The sequence below is a fragment of the Intestinimonas massiliensis (ex Afouda et al. 2020) genome, from assembly GCF_001244995.1.
Taxonomy (GTDB): Bacteria; Bacillota; Clostridia; order Oscillospirales; family Oscillospiraceae; genus Intestinimonas; species Intestinimonas massiliensis.
Map to the genome: position 1 here is coordinate 730,194 of NZ_LN869528.1, position 16,102 is coordinate 746,295.

The 16,102-nt window shown below is 64.2% G+C and carries 16 protein-coding genes and 1 pseudogene; 6 read left to right on the forward strand and 11 right to left on the reverse strand.

The window, feature by feature from the left end; genetic code table 11:
* Positions 1-9 precede the first annotated feature (9 nt).
* The 6 genes and pseudogenes from BN2154_RS03760 to BN2154_RS16230 form a co-directional block, all read left to right on the forward strand.
* Positions 10-1,446, forward strand: coding sequence for a YidC/Oxa1 family membrane protein insertase (locus BN2154_RS03760; RefSeq protein ID WP_050617505.1), 1,437 nt, complete (start codon positions 10-12; stop codon positions 1,444-1,446).
* A gap of 28 nt (positions 1,447-1,474) precedes the next feature.
* Entirely contained in the window at positions 1,475-2,269 is a 795-nt protein-coding gene (gene jag / locus BN2154_RS03765; RefSeq protein WP_050617506.1) for an RNA-binding cell elongation regulator Jag/EloR, read from the forward strand.
* A 63-nt stretch (positions 2,270-2,332) separates the two neighbouring features.
* Complete coding sequence (locus tag BN2154_RS03770) at positions 2,333-3,673, forward strand: aminotransferase class I/II-fold pyridoxal phosphate-dependent enzyme (protein WP_050617507.1); 1,341 nt, start codon at positions 2,333-2,335, stop codon at positions 3,671-3,673.
* Positions 3,674-3,687: 14 nt separating this feature from the next.
* Positions 3,688-4,011, forward strand: a complete 324-nt coding sequence (locus BN2154_RS03775) for a cyclic-di-AMP receptor (RefSeq protein WP_050617508.1) — start codon at positions 3,688-3,690, stop codon at positions 4,009-4,011.
* Complete coding sequence (locus tag BN2154_RS03780) at positions 3,998-4,774, forward strand: hypothetical protein (protein WP_050617509.1); 777 nt, start codon at positions 3,998-4,000, stop codon at positions 4,772-4,774. Before BN2154_RS03775 ends, BN2154_RS03780 begins: the two co-directional genes overlap by 14 nt.
* Positions 4,775-4,778: 4 nt before the next feature.
* A pseudogene (locus BN2154_RS16230) lies at positions 4,779-5,597 on the forward strand (PSP1 domain-containing protein); the annotation flags it as partial.
* Between the two features lie 767 nt (positions 5,598-6,364).
* Here BN2154_RS16230 and BN2154_RS03790 read toward each other — a convergent pair.
* The 11 genes from BN2154_RS03790 to serS all read right to left on the reverse strand — a co-directional run bounded on the left by BN2154_RS03790 (position 6,365) and on the right by serS (position 16,075).
* Positions 6,365-6,778: a NifB/NifX family molybdenum-iron cluster-binding protein gene (locus BN2154_RS03790; RefSeq protein WP_050617511.1), complete on the reverse strand. Its 414-nt coding sequence runs from the start codon at positions 6,776-6,778 to the stop codon at positions 6,365-6,367.
* On the reverse strand, positions 6,775-7,137 hold the full coding sequence (locus BN2154_RS03795; protein WP_050617512.1) for a DUF134 domain-containing protein: 363 nt from the start codon (positions 7,135-7,137) through the stop codon (positions 6,775-6,777). Before BN2154_RS03795 ends, BN2154_RS03790 begins: the two co-directional genes overlap by 4 nt.
* A gap of 358 nt (positions 7,138-7,495) precedes the next feature.
* Positions 7,496-9,271: an aspartate--tRNA ligase gene (gene aspS, locus BN2154_RS03800; RefSeq protein ID WP_050617513.1), complete on the reverse strand. Its 1,776-nt coding sequence runs from the start codon at positions 9,269-9,271 to the stop codon at positions 7,496-7,498.
* Between the two features lie 123 nt (positions 9,272-9,394).
* Positions 9,395-10,744 (reverse strand): histidine--tRNA ligase, encoded by a 1,350-nt coding sequence (hisS, locus tag BN2154_RS03805; RefSeq protein ID WP_050617514.1) that lies wholly within the window; start codon positions 10,742-10,744, stop codon positions 9,395-9,397.
* A gap of 305 nt (positions 10,745-11,049) precedes the next feature.
* On the reverse strand, positions 11,050-11,934 hold the full coding sequence (locus tag BN2154_RS03810; RefSeq protein WP_050617515.1) for a hypothetical protein: 885 nt from the start codon (positions 11,932-11,934) through the stop codon (positions 11,050-11,052).
* A gap of 2 nt (positions 11,935-11,936) precedes the next feature.
* On the reverse strand, positions 11,937-12,353 hold the full coding sequence (locus BN2154_RS03815; protein ID WP_050617516.1) for a methylglyoxal synthase: 417 nt from the start codon (positions 12,351-12,353) through the stop codon (positions 11,937-11,939).
* A 14-nt stretch (positions 12,354-12,367) separates the two neighbouring features.
* Positions 12,368-13,108 (reverse strand): septum site-determining protein MinD, encoded by a 741-nt coding sequence (gene minD, locus BN2154_RS03820; RefSeq protein ID WP_050617517.1) that lies wholly within the window; start codon positions 13,106-13,108, stop codon positions 12,368-12,370.
* Between the two features lie 127 nt (positions 13,109-13,235).
* Positions 13,236-13,946 (reverse strand): 16S rRNA (guanine(527)-N(7))-methyltransferase RsmG, encoded by a 711-nt coding sequence (gene rsmG, locus BN2154_RS03825; RefSeq protein WP_050617518.1) that lies wholly within the window; start codon positions 13,944-13,946, stop codon positions 13,236-13,238.
* 4 nt (positions 13,947-13,950) lie between these two features.
* Positions 13,951-14,307 (reverse strand): hypothetical protein, encoded by a 357-nt coding sequence (locus BN2154_RS03830; protein ID WP_050617519.1) that lies wholly within the window; start codon positions 14,305-14,307, stop codon positions 13,951-13,953.
* A complete protein-coding gene (gene mscL, locus BN2154_RS03835; protein ID WP_050617520.1) occupies positions 14,300-14,716 on the reverse strand; it encodes a large-conductance mechanosensitive channel protein MscL in 417 nt (138 codons plus the stop codon). The genes BN2154_RS03830 and mscL overlap by 8 nt, the downstream gene beginning before the upstream one ends.
* 54 nt (positions 14,717-14,770) lie before the next feature.
* Complete coding sequence (serS, locus tag BN2154_RS03840) at positions 14,771-16,075, reverse strand: serine--tRNA ligase (protein WP_050617521.1); 1,305 nt, start codon at positions 16,073-16,075, stop codon at positions 14,771-14,773.
* Positions 16,076-16,102 lie beyond the last annotated feature (27 nt).

The following is a 16,102-nucleotide window of genomic DNA, read 5'->3' on the forward strand; positions in this document are numbered from 1 at the left end:
GGCCAGTCAATGGATATCTGGTACTACGTACTCACGCCCTTTACCTGGCTGCTGACGCTGTTTTACAACGTCTTCGGCAACTACGGCGCGGCCCTGATCGTCTTCGCCCTGATCGTCAAGCTGATCCTCTTCCCCTTCTCTCTGAAGGGCAAGCGGGGCATGATCCAGATGAACATGCTCAACGGCAAGATCCAGGCCATCCAGAAGAAGTATGCCAACGACCGGGAGCGGCAGAATCTGGAGGTGCAGAAGCTCTACGAACGGGAAAACGTCAACCCTATGAGCGGCTGCCTGTGGACGATGGTCCCGCTGTTCATTCTGTTCCCCCTGTATGCCATCATCCGTCAGCCCATGAAATATGCCATGGGCCTGAACCCCACCCAGATCGGGACCCTGATGGAGGTGCTGGGCTCCTACATGACCTCGGCGGGCAACGCCGCCTACCAGCAGCTTCAGGGGGCCGACGTGCTGGCCAAGAATTTCCAGGAGATCGTCTCCAACCCCGCCGTGGCGGAGTTTGCCGATCAGCTCCAGGCCCTGAACTTCCAGTTCCTGGGTCTGAACCTGGCCGACATCCCCACCTTGAAGTTCTGGGCCAACGGCATCAACTGGAACAGCATCGGCCTGTTCCTCATCCCCATCATCTCGGCTGTCACCGGCTTTGTGTTCTCTCTGATCTCCATGAAGACCAACTCGGTGAACAACCAGTCGGCGCAGCAGAATTCCACCAGCAAGAGCATGCTGATCATGTCCCCCTTGATGTCCCTGTGGATCGGTTTTATGATGCCGGGCTGCCTGGGTGTGTACTGGGTGGCCAACAACCTGCTGTCCATGCTCCAGGAGTTTGTGGCGGGCAAGATGCTGAAGAAGGACTACGAGGCCGCCGCCGCCGCCCGCGAGGAGCAGGAGCGGCTGGAGAAGGAGGAGGAAAAGCGCCGCCGCCGGGAGGCGGCCGAGCGCAAGGCCCAGGCTCTGGCCGACGCCAAAGCCAACAAGGGTAAGAAGAAGCTCCCCGTGGAGAAAAAGAAGTCCGACGCGTCGGTGATCTCGGTCAGCGGCGTGGGCGTGCGCGCTTATGCCCGGGGCCGGGCCTACGATCCCTACCGCTACCGTCCCGAGGGTCCCACGGCCTACCGCGACCCCGGCGAGCCGGTGGACGAGGCCGCCGTGGAGGAGGCGCTGGAGAAGAAGCGCCGCTTTTTCGGCAAAAAGAAGCAGGAGGAGCCCGAGGCGTCCCAAAAGCTGGCTGAGGAGGCCCTGGAGTGCCAGGCCGACGAGGCCGTCGTAGAGGAGCTCCTGGAGGAGCGGGCCGCCGAACAGCCGGAGCAGACCCCTGCCGTGCCGGAGGAGTCCACCGTGGATGTGGACGACCCCTGGAAGGCGCTGGACCAGGAAGTCAAGGACATGACCGCCGATCCGGAGCAGGACGGCGAGACCAAACAGTAAGTCTGTCCCAGTAAGGAGAAGATACCAAATGATGAAATGGATCGAAACCACCGGGAAGAATGAAGAGGAGGCCATCCAGAAGGCCCTGCGGGAGCTGGGCCTGGACCGGGATGAGGTCTCTGTGGAAATTTTGGAGCGGGCCAAGTCGGGCTTTTTGGGCATCGGCAGCACTCCCGCCAAGATCAAGGTGACGTACGAAGCGGCGGACGAGGCGCCCGCCCCCGCGCCTGCGGCACAGCCCGCCAGGAAGGAGGCCGCGCCGAAAAAGGCGCCTGCGGCGGCCCAGCCCGCCCCCGCCACCCCGAAAGCGGAGGTTCCCGCGGCCGCGCCTGTGGCCGCTCCCCCCGCCGGGGATGACGAGAGGGCCGCTCAGATCCGTGAATTCCTCACCGGCCTGCTGGAGCGCATGGAGGTAAAGGCCGAGCCCAGGATTCTGGTCACCGAGGAGGGTAACTACAAGGTAGAACTGTTGGGCGAGGGCCTGGGCGCCCTCATCGGCCGCCGGGGAGAGACTCTGGACGCCATTCAGCAGCTCACCAGCTATGCGGTGAACAAGGGGCAGAGCCGGCGGGTGCGCATCCATGTGGATGCGGAGAACTACCGGGCCAAGCGGGAGGAATCCCTGCAGCGGCTGGCCCGGAAGGTGGCGGGCAAGGTGGTCAAATACCGCCGGAACGTCACGCTGGAGCCCATGAACGCCTACGAGCGCCATGTCATCCACACCGCTCTGCAGGATTACCCCGACGTGACCACCTACTCCACCGGCGCCGAGCCCAATCGCCGTACGGTGGTGGCCTACTCCCGGGGAGAGCACAGAAATTAAATCCAGAGGAAGAGCGGCGGGACGATTGCGTCCCGCCGCTTTTTTACACAGGAGGTCTTTCGGATGTCCCATACCCCGCTCTATGACGCGCTGCGCGCCTTTGCCGATACCGGTCCCCTCCGCTTCCATATGCCCGGCCACCATGGAAAGCCCCTGCCCGCGCCGGAATTGTCCCGCCTGTCGGAGCTGGACTTCACCGAGCTGCCCCCAACGGGAGACCTGTTCTCCCCCGGCGGCCCCATCGAGGCGGCGGAGAAGCTCTGGGCGGCGGCCTTCGGGATGTCGGCCTGTCTGTTTCTCACCGGCGGCTCCACCCAGGGCCTGCACACCGCCCTGACGCTGGCCTGCTCCGTGGGGGGCGGCGTGCTGGTGGACCGGGGCTGTCACCGCTCGGTCTATCACTCTATGGCCCTGCTGGACCTGCAGCCGGTGTACCTGCCCCGCCCTTGGCTGACCGAGGAGGGAGTGACCGGACCGATTTCTCCACAGCTTGTGGACAATGAGCTGAAAAATCACCCGGATATAAAAACAGTTTGTATTACATCACCGACCTATTACGGGGTGTTGTCGGATATTTTCGCCATTGCCCAGGTCGTCCATGCCCACGGTGGAACGCTGGTGGTGGATGGGGCTCACGGAGCCCATCTGCCCTTCCTGGGGCTGGAGGCCTATGGGGGGGCCGACCTGGTGGTCTGCTCGGCCCATAAGACCCTCCCGGCCCCGGGCCAGACGGCTCTGCTGTTCTCCTCCGGGACCTATAGCCTGGATGACCTGCGCCGGGCGGGCTCCATCTACGGCTCCTCCAGTCCTTCCTATCCCATGATGGCGGCTCTGGACCTGTGCCGGGCTGCGCTGGAGGATGGGGGCGCGGCGGCGTATGGGACTGTGGCGGAGGAGGTAGCGGCTCTGCGGGCGGAGCTCCCGGCCCTCCGGCCCCGGCCTGACCTGGCGCTGGACCCCTGCCGTCTGGTGCTGAGCGTCCGCGACGGATTTGGTGTGAAGGGTGCGCTGGAGGGGCAGGGTGTCTATCCAGAGATGGCCGACGTCGGCCATGTGGTGTTCATCGCCACCTGTGCCGATGGGGCGGCGGAGTTTGCCCGGCTGCGCGCGGCGCTGGAGGGGTTGTCTCTGCCCCCCGTCCCCACCCGCTCCTGTCCCGGCCTGCCCGGTATTCCGCCGCTGGTGGTCCGCCCCCGGCAGGCCCTGTTCGCGCCCCGGCGGTACCTCCCTCTGCGGCAGACGGAGGGGGAGGTCTGCGGGGTGCAGGTGGCCCCCTATCCCCCCGGCGTGCCGGTCATCGCCCCCGGGGAGCGTATCGAAAAAAAACACCTTTCCTATTTGACGGAAATAGGATATAATACCGATAATACGATAGGCGTAATCACTTCGCCGTGCGCCTTGTAATGGGAGGGACAACCATGAAACTGGTCCTTGCGATCATTAACTATGACGATGCCAACGCCGTCACCCATGCGCTGACGAAGAAGGGCTTCTCCTCCACCAAGCTGGCCACCACCGGCGGTTTTTTGATGGCGGGCAACGTGACCATCCTCATCGGTGTGGACGAGGAGAAGGTGCAGACCGTGATTGATATCATCAAAGAGCACTCCCACAGCCGCAAGCAGATGATTCCCACCACCACCGAGATGAGCTACGGCTATTACCCCAGTATGCCGGTGGAGGTCACGGTGGGCGGGGCCACCATCTTTGTGGTGGACATTGAGCGCTTTGAACGGGCCTGAGCCGGCTGCCTCCCGCCTGTCCCACGCCTATATTCTCAGTGGGCCGGCGGGAGCCGCGCGGCGGGCGGCGGCGGACCGGCTGGCCATGTCCTATGTGTGTACGGGGGAGAATCCCCCCTGCGGCGTCTGCTCGGGCTGCCGGAAGGCGGCGGCGGGCATCCACCCGGACATTGTGCGGGTGGGGGAGGACGGGAAGGACGTGAACGTGGCCGCCGTCCGGGCCCTGCGGTCGGACGCCTATATTTTGCCCAACGAGGCGCCGCGGAAGGTCTATCAGATCGAGAATGCGGGCAGCATGAACGCCAGCGCCCAGAACGCCATGCTCAAGCTGCTGGAGGACGGCCCGCCTTACGCGGCCTTCCTGCTGCTGGCGGAGAGCGACGGGGACCTGCTGCCCACAGTGCGCTCCCGATGCGAGACGCTGCGGCTGGACCGGCTGGCGGGGGAGGCGCCTGACCCGGCCCTGGTGGAGCAATCCCGCACGCTGGCGGGACTGCTGCTCACCGGCGGCGAGCTGGAGCGGATGGAATACTGCGTGGGCCTGGAGAAGCTGGACCGGGAGGGCCTGGCCGCCCTGCTGGATCAGACGGTGGAGCGCCTACGGGAGGGGCTGCTGACCAGCCCGGACCGCAAGCGGGCGCTGGCGCTGACGGAGCATGTAAAGGCCCTGCGCTCCGCCCTGGACTTCAACGTGGGCCCGGGCCATATCGCGGGCTGGCTGTGCGCGGGCAGTATGCCCGGGAATCCAAACAAAACGAGGTAACCCCATGACAGAGATTATCGGCGTCCGCTTTAAGAGCGGCGGCAAGCAGTATTATTTTGACCCCCGGGGCGTCCGGGTGGAGCCCGGCCAGGGGGTCATCATCGAGACGGCCCGGGGCGTGGAGTACGGCGAGTGCGTCAAGGAGAACACCCTGGTGGAGGATTCCGCCGTGGTGCAGCCTCTGCGCCCCATGATTCGGCTGGCCACCGAGGAGGACAAGAAGACCCTCCAGCGCAACCGGGAGAAGGAGGAGCGGGCCTTTCGCATCTGCCAGGAGAAGATCGCCGAGCACAAGCTGGAGATGAAGCTGGTGGAGGTGGAATACAACTTCGAGGGCAATAAGATCCTGTTCTTCTTCACCGCCGAGGGCCGGGTGGATTTCCGGGCCCTGGTGAAGGATCTGGCCTCGGTGTTCCACACCCGCATCGAGCTGCGGCAGATCGGTGTCCGGGACGAGGCCAAGATGCTGGGCGGCCTGGGCATCTGCGGCAAGCCCTTCTGCTGCGCCACGTTTTTGGACGAGTTCCAGCCGGTGTCCATCAAGATGGCCAAGACCCAGAACCTGTCCTTGAACCCCACCAAGATCTCCGGCACCTGCGGGCGGCTGATGTGCTGCCTGAAGTATGAGCAGGAGGCCTATGAGGACGCGGTGAAGCGCTGTCCCAAGCAGGAGTCCTTTGTGGAGACGCCGGACGGCGTAGGGACGGTGAGCGGGGTGAATCTGCTCCGGGAGCAGGTAAAGGTGCGTCTGGAGGACAGCCAGGAGCCCCCCAAGTGCTATCGCAACTGCGAGGTCTGTGTGGTCCGCAGCGGCAAGGGCAAGCGGCCGGAGGGCTATGTGGCCCCGCCGCCGGAGGAGCTGGCCAAGCTGCGCTATGTGGACCCGGAGGAGGAAGCCAAGCCTTGGGCGGCGGCGGAACGGTCCTCTCTGGCCGCGGCGCTGGAGGCGGTGTTCAGCGCCTCCGATGCCCCGGCGGAGCCGGACCATGGAGAGCCGCCCCGGCCGGAGAAGCAGGGGGAGGGAAAGGGCCACAGCCGGTCCCGCCGCCGCCGCAAGCCGGCGGGGGAGGGAGGCGCGCAGGCCCCGGCCCAGCCCCAGGCGGGCCAGCCCAGGAGCCAGGAGCAGCCGCCCCGGCCGAATAAGCCGCGGCCTCCGAAGGGGCCCCAGGACGAGCAGGGCGACAAGCCCCAGCCGCAGCCGGGAAAAGAGGGGGAGGAGAAAAGACCCTCCAGCCGCCCTCGCCGCCGCCGCCATCGGAGCGGAGGGGGCCCGAAGCCCCCTGCGGCCCCCACGGGTGACTAGACACAAAAAGGCCCCCGGCTGTCGAAAAAACCTCCTGGAGAAAAGCCTCGCAGAGTTCCGTCGTCCGCAGACGGCGGAAAGAAAGGAAGCTCCGTCATTTCCGGCGACATGCGCGTCGGAAATGACACCTCTCATGACGGACAGGGCGACTTTTCTGCAAGAATCGAGCCCTGTCTGTCATGCATCCCCCTGTCGAAAAAGGCCAAAGGCCTTTTTCGACAAGTTGAGGCCCCCGGCCCTACCAGGTAGGGCCGAGGGCCTTTTTTACCCTCCTGCGGGCCGCCGCCTCAGCTTCCGCAGTGTCCGCCGCAGTGGTGGTCGTGGTGTCCGCCGTGGTGCTCTCCGCAGTCATGGCCATGATGCTCCCCGTGGTGGCTGCACATCACGTCGGGGTTGAAGGTGAGCTTGCCCGCCAGCAGGTCGGCCACGGCCTGGTCGGCGCTGCCCGATACCCCGCCGTAGAGGGTGACTCCGGCCTGGGCCAGGGCGGTTTTGGCTCCCCCGCCAATGCCGCCGCAGATGAGGGCGTCCACGCCCTGGCTCCGGAGCAGGCTGGCCAAAGCCCCGTGGCCGCTGCCGCTGCTGTCCAGTATCGCGCTGGAGGCCACCTTGCCGTCCTCCACCTGATAGACCTTGAAGGTCTCGGTGTGGCCGAAGTGCTGAAAGATTTGTCCGTTGTTGTAGGTAACTGCGATTTTCATGGCTGATCCTCCTTGTGATGCCCGCGCTTTTTGTGACAGTGTCCGCAGCCACAGCCCTGGCCCTCGCCGGTGCAGAGGACAAAGTCCCCTCCGCCGATGACCAGCTCCCGGCCCTGGACCAGCGCCTGGGCCAGCTTGTGCCGGGCGCTGCCGTAGATGGCCTGGACCGTGGCCCGGGACACCTCCATCTGACCGGCGCAGGCCTCCTGGGTCAGCCCCTCGAGATCAATGAGCCGGATGGTCTCAAATTCGTCCACCGTCATGGGTACGCTTTGTCGGACGGGGCCTGCGCCCACGGGACCGAAGTTGGGCCGTTCCGGTAGGGCACATACCCGTCTTCTCTTGCAGGGCCTGGGCATCTGCGGACCTCCTCTCTAGTTTCTGACATATGCCGATAAACAGAGGATACACTATTTATCGGCATATGTCAAGAATAAAGAAAAAAGACTCGGCGGACAACGCAAAAGTCCGCCGAGCCGTGATCAGATTTCCTCCGGCCTGACCAGCGCAATATGCAGCTCGTCGAGCTGCTTTTGGCTGGCCCCGCAAAATCAAAATTTTGCGGGGACCCCAATTTTTTTGGTGCGGAGGCAAGTCAATTGCCCCCGCACCAAGGTTTTGCTTCACAAAACGCTTGTACGGCGCGTTTCGCGCCGCCCCGCTTTGCGGGGCCCCGGTCAGCCCAAAGCAGAGGCAGGCTCCTGCTTGTGAAGGGGCTTACTCCTCCGGCCTGACCAGCGCAATATGCAGCTCGTCGAGCTGCTTTTGGCTGACTTCGGAGGGCGCGCCCATCATCAGATCCTGGGCGTTCTTGTTCATGGGGAAGGGGATGATCTCCCGGATGGAGTCCTCGCCGGCCAGCAGCATGACCATCCGGTCCACGCCGGGAGCGATGCCGGCGTGGGGGGGCGCGCCGTAGCAGAAGGCGTTGTACATGGCGGGGAACTTGGCCTTCACGTCGTCCTCGCCCAGGCGGACCAGCTCAAAGGCCTTGATCATGATCTCCGGGTCGTGGTTCCGCACCGCGCCGGAGGAGAGCTCCACGCCGTTGCATACCAGGTCGTACTGGTCGGCGGTGATGGTGAGGGGATCGATCTCGCCCCGCTCTGCCCGGAGCAGCACCTCCAGTTGGCCCTTGGGCATGGAGAAGGGATTGTGGCAGAACTCCAACTGGCCGGACTCCTCGCCGATCTCGTACATGGGGAAGTCAGTAATCCAGCAGAACTCGTAGCGGGCCTGGTCCATGTGGTGGGGGGCCAGGGTGGGCAGCAGCTTGATGAGGGCGCCGGCAGTCTTTTGGGCGGCCAGCGTTTTCCCGGCGGTGAGGCCCACGAAGGTATTGGGCTTCAGGCCCAGAGTGGAGATCACCTGGTCCCGGATGGGCTGGACAAACTTGGCGATTCCGCCTACGATCTCCCCCTTTTCGTCCAGCCGGAACCAGTAGCACTTGTTGCCGGTCTGGACCTCCACGTCGGCGCAGAGCTTGTCGATCTGCTTCCGGGTGGCGGTAAAGTCGGTGACGGGCACGGCCTTGACCACATTGCCCTCAAAAGGCCCGAAGCCGCAGCCGCCCAGCAGCGCGGTGGCGTCCACGGCGGTCAGGTCGATGCGTAGGTCGGGCTTGTCGGAGCCGTAGGTCTCCATGGCCTCGGAAAAGGGGATCCGCCGGAAGGGGGCGGAGGAGGCGACGCCGTACTTGCCGTATTTGGCGAAGATGGGGGGCAACACGTCCTCCAGCACGGCGAACACGTCCTCCTGGGAGGCAAAGGCCATCTCCATATCGAGCTGGTAAAACTCGCCGGGGGAGCGGTCGGCCCGGGCGTCCTCGTCCCGGAAGCAGGGGGCGATCTGGAAGTAGCGGTCGAAGCCGGAGGCCATCAGAAGCTGCTTGAACTGCTGGGGGGCCTGGGGCAGGGCGTAGAACTTGCCGGGATGGTTCCGGGCGGGCACCAGGTAGTCCCGGGCCCCCTCGGGGGAGGAGGCGGTGAGGATGGGGGTGGTGATCTCCAAAAAGCCGTGCTCGGTCATGGCCTGACGCAGGGCGGCCACCACCTGGCAGCGCAGGATGATGTTGGCCTTGACCTCAGGGTTGCGCAGGTCCAGGTAGCGGTACTTGAGGCGGGCGGCCTCGTCGGCCTCCCGGCTGCGGTTGATGGGGAAGGGGAGCTCGTTGTAGCGGCAGCGGCCCAAGACCTCGATCTGGGAGGGGACCACCTCGATGTCGCCGGTGGGGAGCTTGGGATTCTTGGAATCCCGCTCCCGTACCACGCCCTCCACCGAGAGGGTGGACTCCTTGTTGACGGATTTGACCCGCTTCATCATATCCTCGGTCTCGATCACCACCTGGGTGGTGCCGTAGAAGTCCCGGAGGATGACGAAGGCCAGGTTTCCTCCCACCTCCCGGATGTTTTCCATCCAGCCGACGATCTTCACCTGCTGTCCCACGTGCTCCATGCGGAGCTCGTTGCAGGTATGGGTGCGGGATTGCATCATAAAATCAACTCCAAATTGTAATATATAATGTGAAAAGTACAAACTGTATCATAAGAGGGTCTTTCGTTGGAAGACTGCGCGTCATGCGGGTTTCGTTCTCCACAGGGCGGAGAGGAAGAGGGCTTATTCCCGGTCCCGGATGGGGGTCCCCACGCCCAGCCCGGCCACCTTCTCGACCAGCCAGCCGGGGGCTGCGGTCAGGGCCACCGATTCCTGGACGCCGGAGGCCATGTCCTTGAGGGAGACCACGCCGTTTTTCACCTCGTCCTCCCCCAGGAAGGCCACGAAGGGAACCTTGAGCTTGTCGGCGTAGTTCATTTTGGCCTTAAACTTCTTGTTCTCGGTGTAGAGCTGGACGCGTATCCCCTGTTCCCGCAGGGCCGTGGCCAGAGAGACGGCGGGGCCCAGGTCCTCGGTCATGGGGAGGACCAGCACGTCGGCGGGGGCGGTGAGCACCTCCTGGTTCAGGTACCCCTGATCCTCCAGCACGAAGAACAGGCGGGTCAAGCCGATGGAAATACCCACGCCGGGGAGTTGTTTATCGGTGTAATATTCCGCTAAGTTATCATATCTGCCGCCGGAGCAGATGGAACCGATCTCCGGGTGGTCCAGCATGACGGTCTCGTAGACGGTGCCGGTGTAGTAATCCAGGCCCCGGGCGATGGTCAGGTCCACCATGAAGTGGTCCTGGGGCACGCCGAAGGCGGCCATATACCGGACCACGGTGGACAACTCGTCGATGCCGGTGTCCAGCAGCTCGTTGTGTCCCCGGTAGGCCTCCAGGGCCCCCATGGGGTCGTCGGTGCGCAGCAGGTCCAGCAGCTTGTCGGCCGTCGGGGCCTCCACGCCGAAGTCGTCCACCAGGATGGCCTTGACCTTGTCCGGGCCGATCTTCTCCAGCTTGTCCACCGTCCGCATGACGTCCCCGGCCTTTTCCTCCAGCCCCAGCAGGGCGAACAGGCCGTTGAGCACCTTGCGGTTGTTGACGCGGATCTTGAACCGGCGCAGGCCCAGGGCGGTAAAGGTGCGGTAGATGATGGAGGGTATCTCGGCCTCGTTGGCAATGTCCAGGGAGCCGTCCCCGATGATGTCGATATCGGCCTGATAGAACTCCCGGAACCGGCCTCGCTGGGCCCGCTCTCCCCGGTAGACCTTGCCGATCTGGAAGCGGCGGAAGGGGAAGGAGAGTTCGTTCTGGTGCAGGGCCACGTACTTGGCCAGGGGGACGGTCAGGTCGAAGCGGAGGGACAGGTCGGTGTCCCCCTTGGTGAAGCGGTAGATCTGCTTCTCGGTCTCACCGCCGCCCTTGGCCAGCAGCACCTCGCTGGCCTCGATGAGGGGGGTGTCCAGGGGGGTGAAGCCGTAGAGGGAGTAGGTACGCCGCAGCTCGGCTACCATCCGGTCGAAGAACACCTGCTTTTCCGGCAGTAATTCCATGAAGCCGGAGAGGGTGCGGGGTTTGAGTTTGGCCATTTTCGTTCTCCTTTCAAGCAAAAAAATGCTCTCATCCCGTATATGGGACGAGAGCATCCAAAGATACTTCGTGGTGCCACCCAATTTCAGCGGAGAAGCTCCGCCCTTGCGCCTTCTGTTGCGGGAAGGGGACCGCGCCCGTCTCCGGGCCCGCTGCTGGGGCCGTCTTTCGCCCGCTCCTTGCCGTTCAGCGCTCTCAGCCAAAGGCGCCGTTCTCTGTCCGGGGGTGTTGCGGGGTACTCATGCTCCGTCTTCGCGGTGTTGCTGCACAGCATATTATATTACTTTGGCAGAAAAGTCAACCATCAATCCCAGGCGGGGCGTAGGGTTTCCATGCCGCTGCTGGTGCCGGCGGTGTTTCCGGACTGGGAAAAGCCGCCCACGCTGTTGGGCCCGGTGAGCAGCAGTCCGCCGGAGGTGGTGAGCTCGGCCCACACCTCATAGTGCCCCTCCCGGTCCCGCCAGTCGCCCAGGTCGGCGGCGTAGAAGGTATAGCTTTCCCCAAAGTGCTCGGTGGGGAAATCGGCCGCAGCCGTCATGGGGAACCGGGCCAGCTCCGCGTTGCTGCCGCTCTCCCGGAGGACCACCTCCAGGGACTCCACCTGTTTCGGGTCCAGATCCAGCCCCAGATAGAATTGGGAGCGGTCGGGCAGGTTGTAGAGGTCCCCGCCCCAGCAGGAGGCGGTCTCCACACTCAGCAGCTCGTCGGTGGAGAGGGGGTCCAGGGTCTGGATGCGCCGCCCGCTGTCGGAGAGAAAGCTGACCACGGGGGTATAGCTCTCCTGCAGGGGCAGTTCGGCCGATGCGATCCAGCGGGTGCCGGTCTCGTCGGGGCGGAAGTCCGCCGTCCGGGCCCCGTCCACCGTCAGCAGCAGGGTCTCGTCCTGTCGGAGCTCCCTGGGGACCACCGTCACCGTCAGGGTGACGGTCCCGCCCACGTAATCCAGCGCGGCGCTCTGGCTGGAGAAGAGGCTGCCCTGCTGCTCCAGCCGCTCCAGCAGGAGGCTGTGCTGGTTGTCCACGTGGTCCCGGAAGAAGGCGATGCGGTTGTCGGTCTCGGTGCTGCGCAGTTCAAGCTGTTCCCGGAGCCCGCGCACCTGGATCACCAGCCATACGTCCATCGCCAGCAGAGCGGCAAACACCAGCAGGGCAACGGCGGCGCAGAGGGTATGGGCCTTGCGCTTATCCACGGTCAGACCTTGAAGGGGGTCGTCTTGGGGGAGACGATGTCGCGCCAGTCCAGGTCGCCCCGCTCCAGACCGTGGATCAGCATCTCGGCGGTGGCCACGTTGGTGGCGAAGGGGATGTTGTACTGGTCGCACAGATTGGTGATATATTTCAGGTCGGCGTCCAGGTCATTGGATTGGGGATCGGAGAAGAAGAGGACCATGTCGATCTCGTTGTAGGCGATCCGGGCCCCGATCTGCTGGCTGCCGCCGTGTTCGTGGGAGAGGAAGAGGTACACCGGCAGTCCGGTGGCCTCGGCCACCAGCTTGCCCGTGGTGTTGGTGGCGCAGACGGTGTGCTTGGAGAGGATGCCGCAGTAGGCGATGCAGAACTGCACCATCAGCTCCTTTTTTCGGTCGTGACTCATCAGTGCGATATTCATCTCAAAACCCCTTCTCAGCGGATTTTCATCAGAGGGACCCGCTCCCCCATGATGCGCTTTGCGATATTCAGATAGGCAATGGCCGCGCCTTTGCGGGAGAACAGGATCAGCGGCTTGGAGGTATTGGCGGCCAGGATGACCTGGGGATCTTCGGGGATGACGCCCAGCAGGGGGAGCCCCGCCTCGTCCATGGCGTCGTCGATGGTGGTGCGCAGGCGGCGCATCAGCTTGGGCTGGATGCGGTTCATCACCAGGTGGATGGTGTCCAGGCGCTTGCCCAGCTCGGCCACCGTGCGCTGGGCGTCCCGGAGGGCGGAGGAATCGTTGGTGGAGACCACCACAGCCCGGTCGGCCCCGCAGACCGCCAGCCGGAAGCCGGAGCCGAGCCCGGCGGGGGAGTCGATGAGGATGTAATCAAACTGGGACCGGGCCTGGTCCAGCAGCGTCCGCATGGCCGCCTCCGGCAGTCCCTCCCGGGGAGGGGAGAGGGGGGCGGTCAGCAGGTGCAGCCCCTGGATGACGGGATGGGGGACGGCGGCCCGCTCCAGCGAGCACCGGCCGGACAGCACGTCGGTAAAATCCATCAGGGCCCGGTCGGTCATACCCAGGGAGATATCCAAATTCCGCAGGCCGATGTCCAGGTCGATGCACAGCACCCGCCGGCCCAGCGCGGCCAGACAGGAGGCTGCGCCGCCGGTAAGGGAGGTCTTTCCAGTGCCGCCCTTGCCCGACGTGATTACAATTACGGTACCCATACGGTTCCCCCTGTCCAATGTAACATTATAGCATTATAGAACAATGATTGTAAACCATTTTTGTGGAAAACAGAAAAAAGTTCTGAAAGGGGTAAAATTGGCACGACCAATGCTGGCAGGAGGTCTGCTAAAGTGGGGCCTTTTGAATCTTGGCCCAGCGCCTGGGGTAGGGTTTTGGGGTGGGGGCCGTCTTTTCGATGACGGCCACCCGCCGGATGACGTCGGTGCCGGGGATGGTGTAGGTGTAGTCCTCCAGCCGCCGTCCGCCCAGAGTCTGGATGGCTGTTCGGGCGGCGTCCAGCTCTTCCTGGCTGTCGGCGGCCTTCATGGCCAGGAACCGGCCGCCCACCCGCACGAAGGGGAGGCACAGCTCGCACAGCACCCGCAGGTCGGCCACCGCCCGGGCGGTGGCAAAGTCGAAGTGGTCCCGGAAGCCGGGCTTCAGCCCCTGCTCCTCGGCCCGGGCGTGGACGATCTCCACGTCCTCCAGGCCCAGGCGGGAACAGACCGCGGCCAACCAGTCCAGCCGCTTGGCCAGACTGTCCAGCAGTGTGAGCTTGAGCTCTGGGCAGAGCAGCTTGAGGGCCATGCCGGGAAAGCCCGCCCCGGTGCCCACGTCGATCAGGGTCCTGCCGGACAGGTCTCCGGCGCAGCCCAGCAGGGCGGCGGAGTCCAGAAAGTGGAGCCGGGCCACCTGCTCGGGGTCGGTGATGGCGGTGAGGTTCATGACCTTGTTTTGTTCCAGCAGCAGCCCGGCGTAGGTCTCCATCTGTTCGGCCGCAGCGGGGGGCGGGGTGAGGCCCAGCCGGGCCAGGCCCTGGGCGAGGAGCTCTTTCATGGTTTCAGCCTCCGAAGTTTGCGGCCAGCCGGTAGAGCCCGGCGGCCAGGTTGCACAGGGCCAGCAGAATGCAGGCCGCGGTGATGAGGATGCAGGCGGGCAGGCCGCCCTTGCCCTGGCCCTGGCGGAAGCGGAGCACGGCGGTGGCGACCAGGCCCAGCAGGGCGGGGACCAGCAGGACGGGGCCGATGCCGTTCAGGATGCGGGCGGTGGCCAGATAGTAGGTGAAGGTGAGGGTGAAGATCACCATATAGGCGATGCCCACCCAGGCCCAGGCCCGCTTGACCGGGGTGGCGTAGACCACCGGCGGCCGGGGTTCCTGTTCGGGGGAGCCGGGGTCGAAGCGGGGGGCATCAGACATGCTTGTCGTTCTCCTTCAGCAGGTCGCGGATCTCCATCAGCAGGGCTTCCTCATGGGAGGGCTCGGGCGGCGCAGGGGGCTCGGCCAGGGCCTCCTCCTTCTTGCGGTGGAAGGAGTTGATGCCCTTGATTAGGCAGAATACCACAAAAGCCATAATGAGGAAGTTCAGAATGGCCTGGATAAAATTGCCATATGTAATCACCGCGGAGCCCACGGTGACGCTGAGGTCTGCAAAGGAGTTTTCACGGACAAAGATGCCGATGATGGGCATGATGATGTCGGCGGTGAGGGAGTCGGCAATGGCCTTGAAGGCGCCGCCGACGATGACGCCGACCGCCATATCCATTACATTGCCGCGGGCGATAAACTGTTTGAATTCTGCGACAAATCCGCTTTTTTTCTCTGCCATAAAATCTGCCTTCTTTCTAATGTGATTTGGATGGGCGGTTTCGACCGGGGCTGCTTACTTTCGGGGGATCAGGACCTCTTTGCCGCCCATATAGGGCTGGAGCACCTTGGGGATCTTGACGCTGCCGTCGGCCTGGAGGTTGTTTTCCAGCAGGGCGATGAGCATCCGGGGAGGGGCCACGCAGGTGTTGTTGAGGGTGTGGGCCAGATAGGTCTTGCCGTCCTCGCCGCGGTAGCGGATCTTCAGCCGCCTGGCCTGGGCGTCGCCCAGGTTGGAGCAGGAGCAGACCTCAAAGTACTTCTGCTGGCGGGGGGACCAGGCCTCGATGTCGCAGGACTTGACCTTCAGGTCGGCCAGATCGCCGGAGCAGCATTCCAACTGCCGCACGGGGATGTCGAAGTTGCGGAAGAGCTCCACGGAGAAGCGCCACAGCTTTTCGTACCAGTCCCTGGAGTCCTCCGGCTTGCAGACCACAATCATCTCCTGCTTTTCAAACTGGTGGATGCGGTAGATGCCCCGCTCCTCAATGCCGTGGGAGCCCTTTTCCTTGCGGAAGCAGGGGGAGTAGGAGGTGAGGGTCTGGGGGAGCTTGTCCTCGGGGATGATCTGGTCGATGAACCGGCCGATCATGGAGTGCTCAGAGGTGCCGATGAGGTAGAGGTCCTCGCCCTCAATCTTATACATCATGCCGTCCATGTCGGTCTGGCTCATGACGCCCTCCACCACGTTGCCGTGGATCATGAAGGGGGGGATGCAGTAGGTAAAGCCCTTGTCGATCATGAAGTCCCGGCCGTAGGCCAGCACCGCCTCGTGGAGGCGGGCGATGTCGCCCAGCAGATAATAGAAGCCGGAGCCGGACACCCGCCCGGCGGCGTCCATGTCGATGCCGTCGAAGGACTCCATGATGTCGGTGTGATAGGGGACCTCAAAGTCGGGCACCAGGGGCTCACCGAAGCGCTCCACCTCCACGTTGGCGGAGTCGTCGGGCCCGATGGGCACGGTGGGGTCGATGATCTGGGGGATGACCAGCAGGATCTTGCGGATCTCCGCTGCCAGCTCGGCCTCCCGGCCCTCCAGCCAGGCCAGCCGGTCGGCGTCCGCCTTGACCTCGGCCTTGAGCGCCTCGGCCTCCGCCAGCTTGGAAGGGTCCTTCTTGGACTGGCCCATCAGCATGCCCACCTGTTTGGACTTGGCGTTGCGGGCGGTGCGCAGGGCCTGGGCCTCCTGAATGGTGTCCCGGTTCTCCTGGTCCAGAGCGATCACCTGATCCACCAGGGGAAGCTTTGCCTCCTGAAACTTCTTTTTGATGTTTTCTTTGACCGCCTCGGGGTTTTCCCGGATGAATCGAATGTCGAGCATGTTGGTTCAACCTTTCTTATTTTGTTC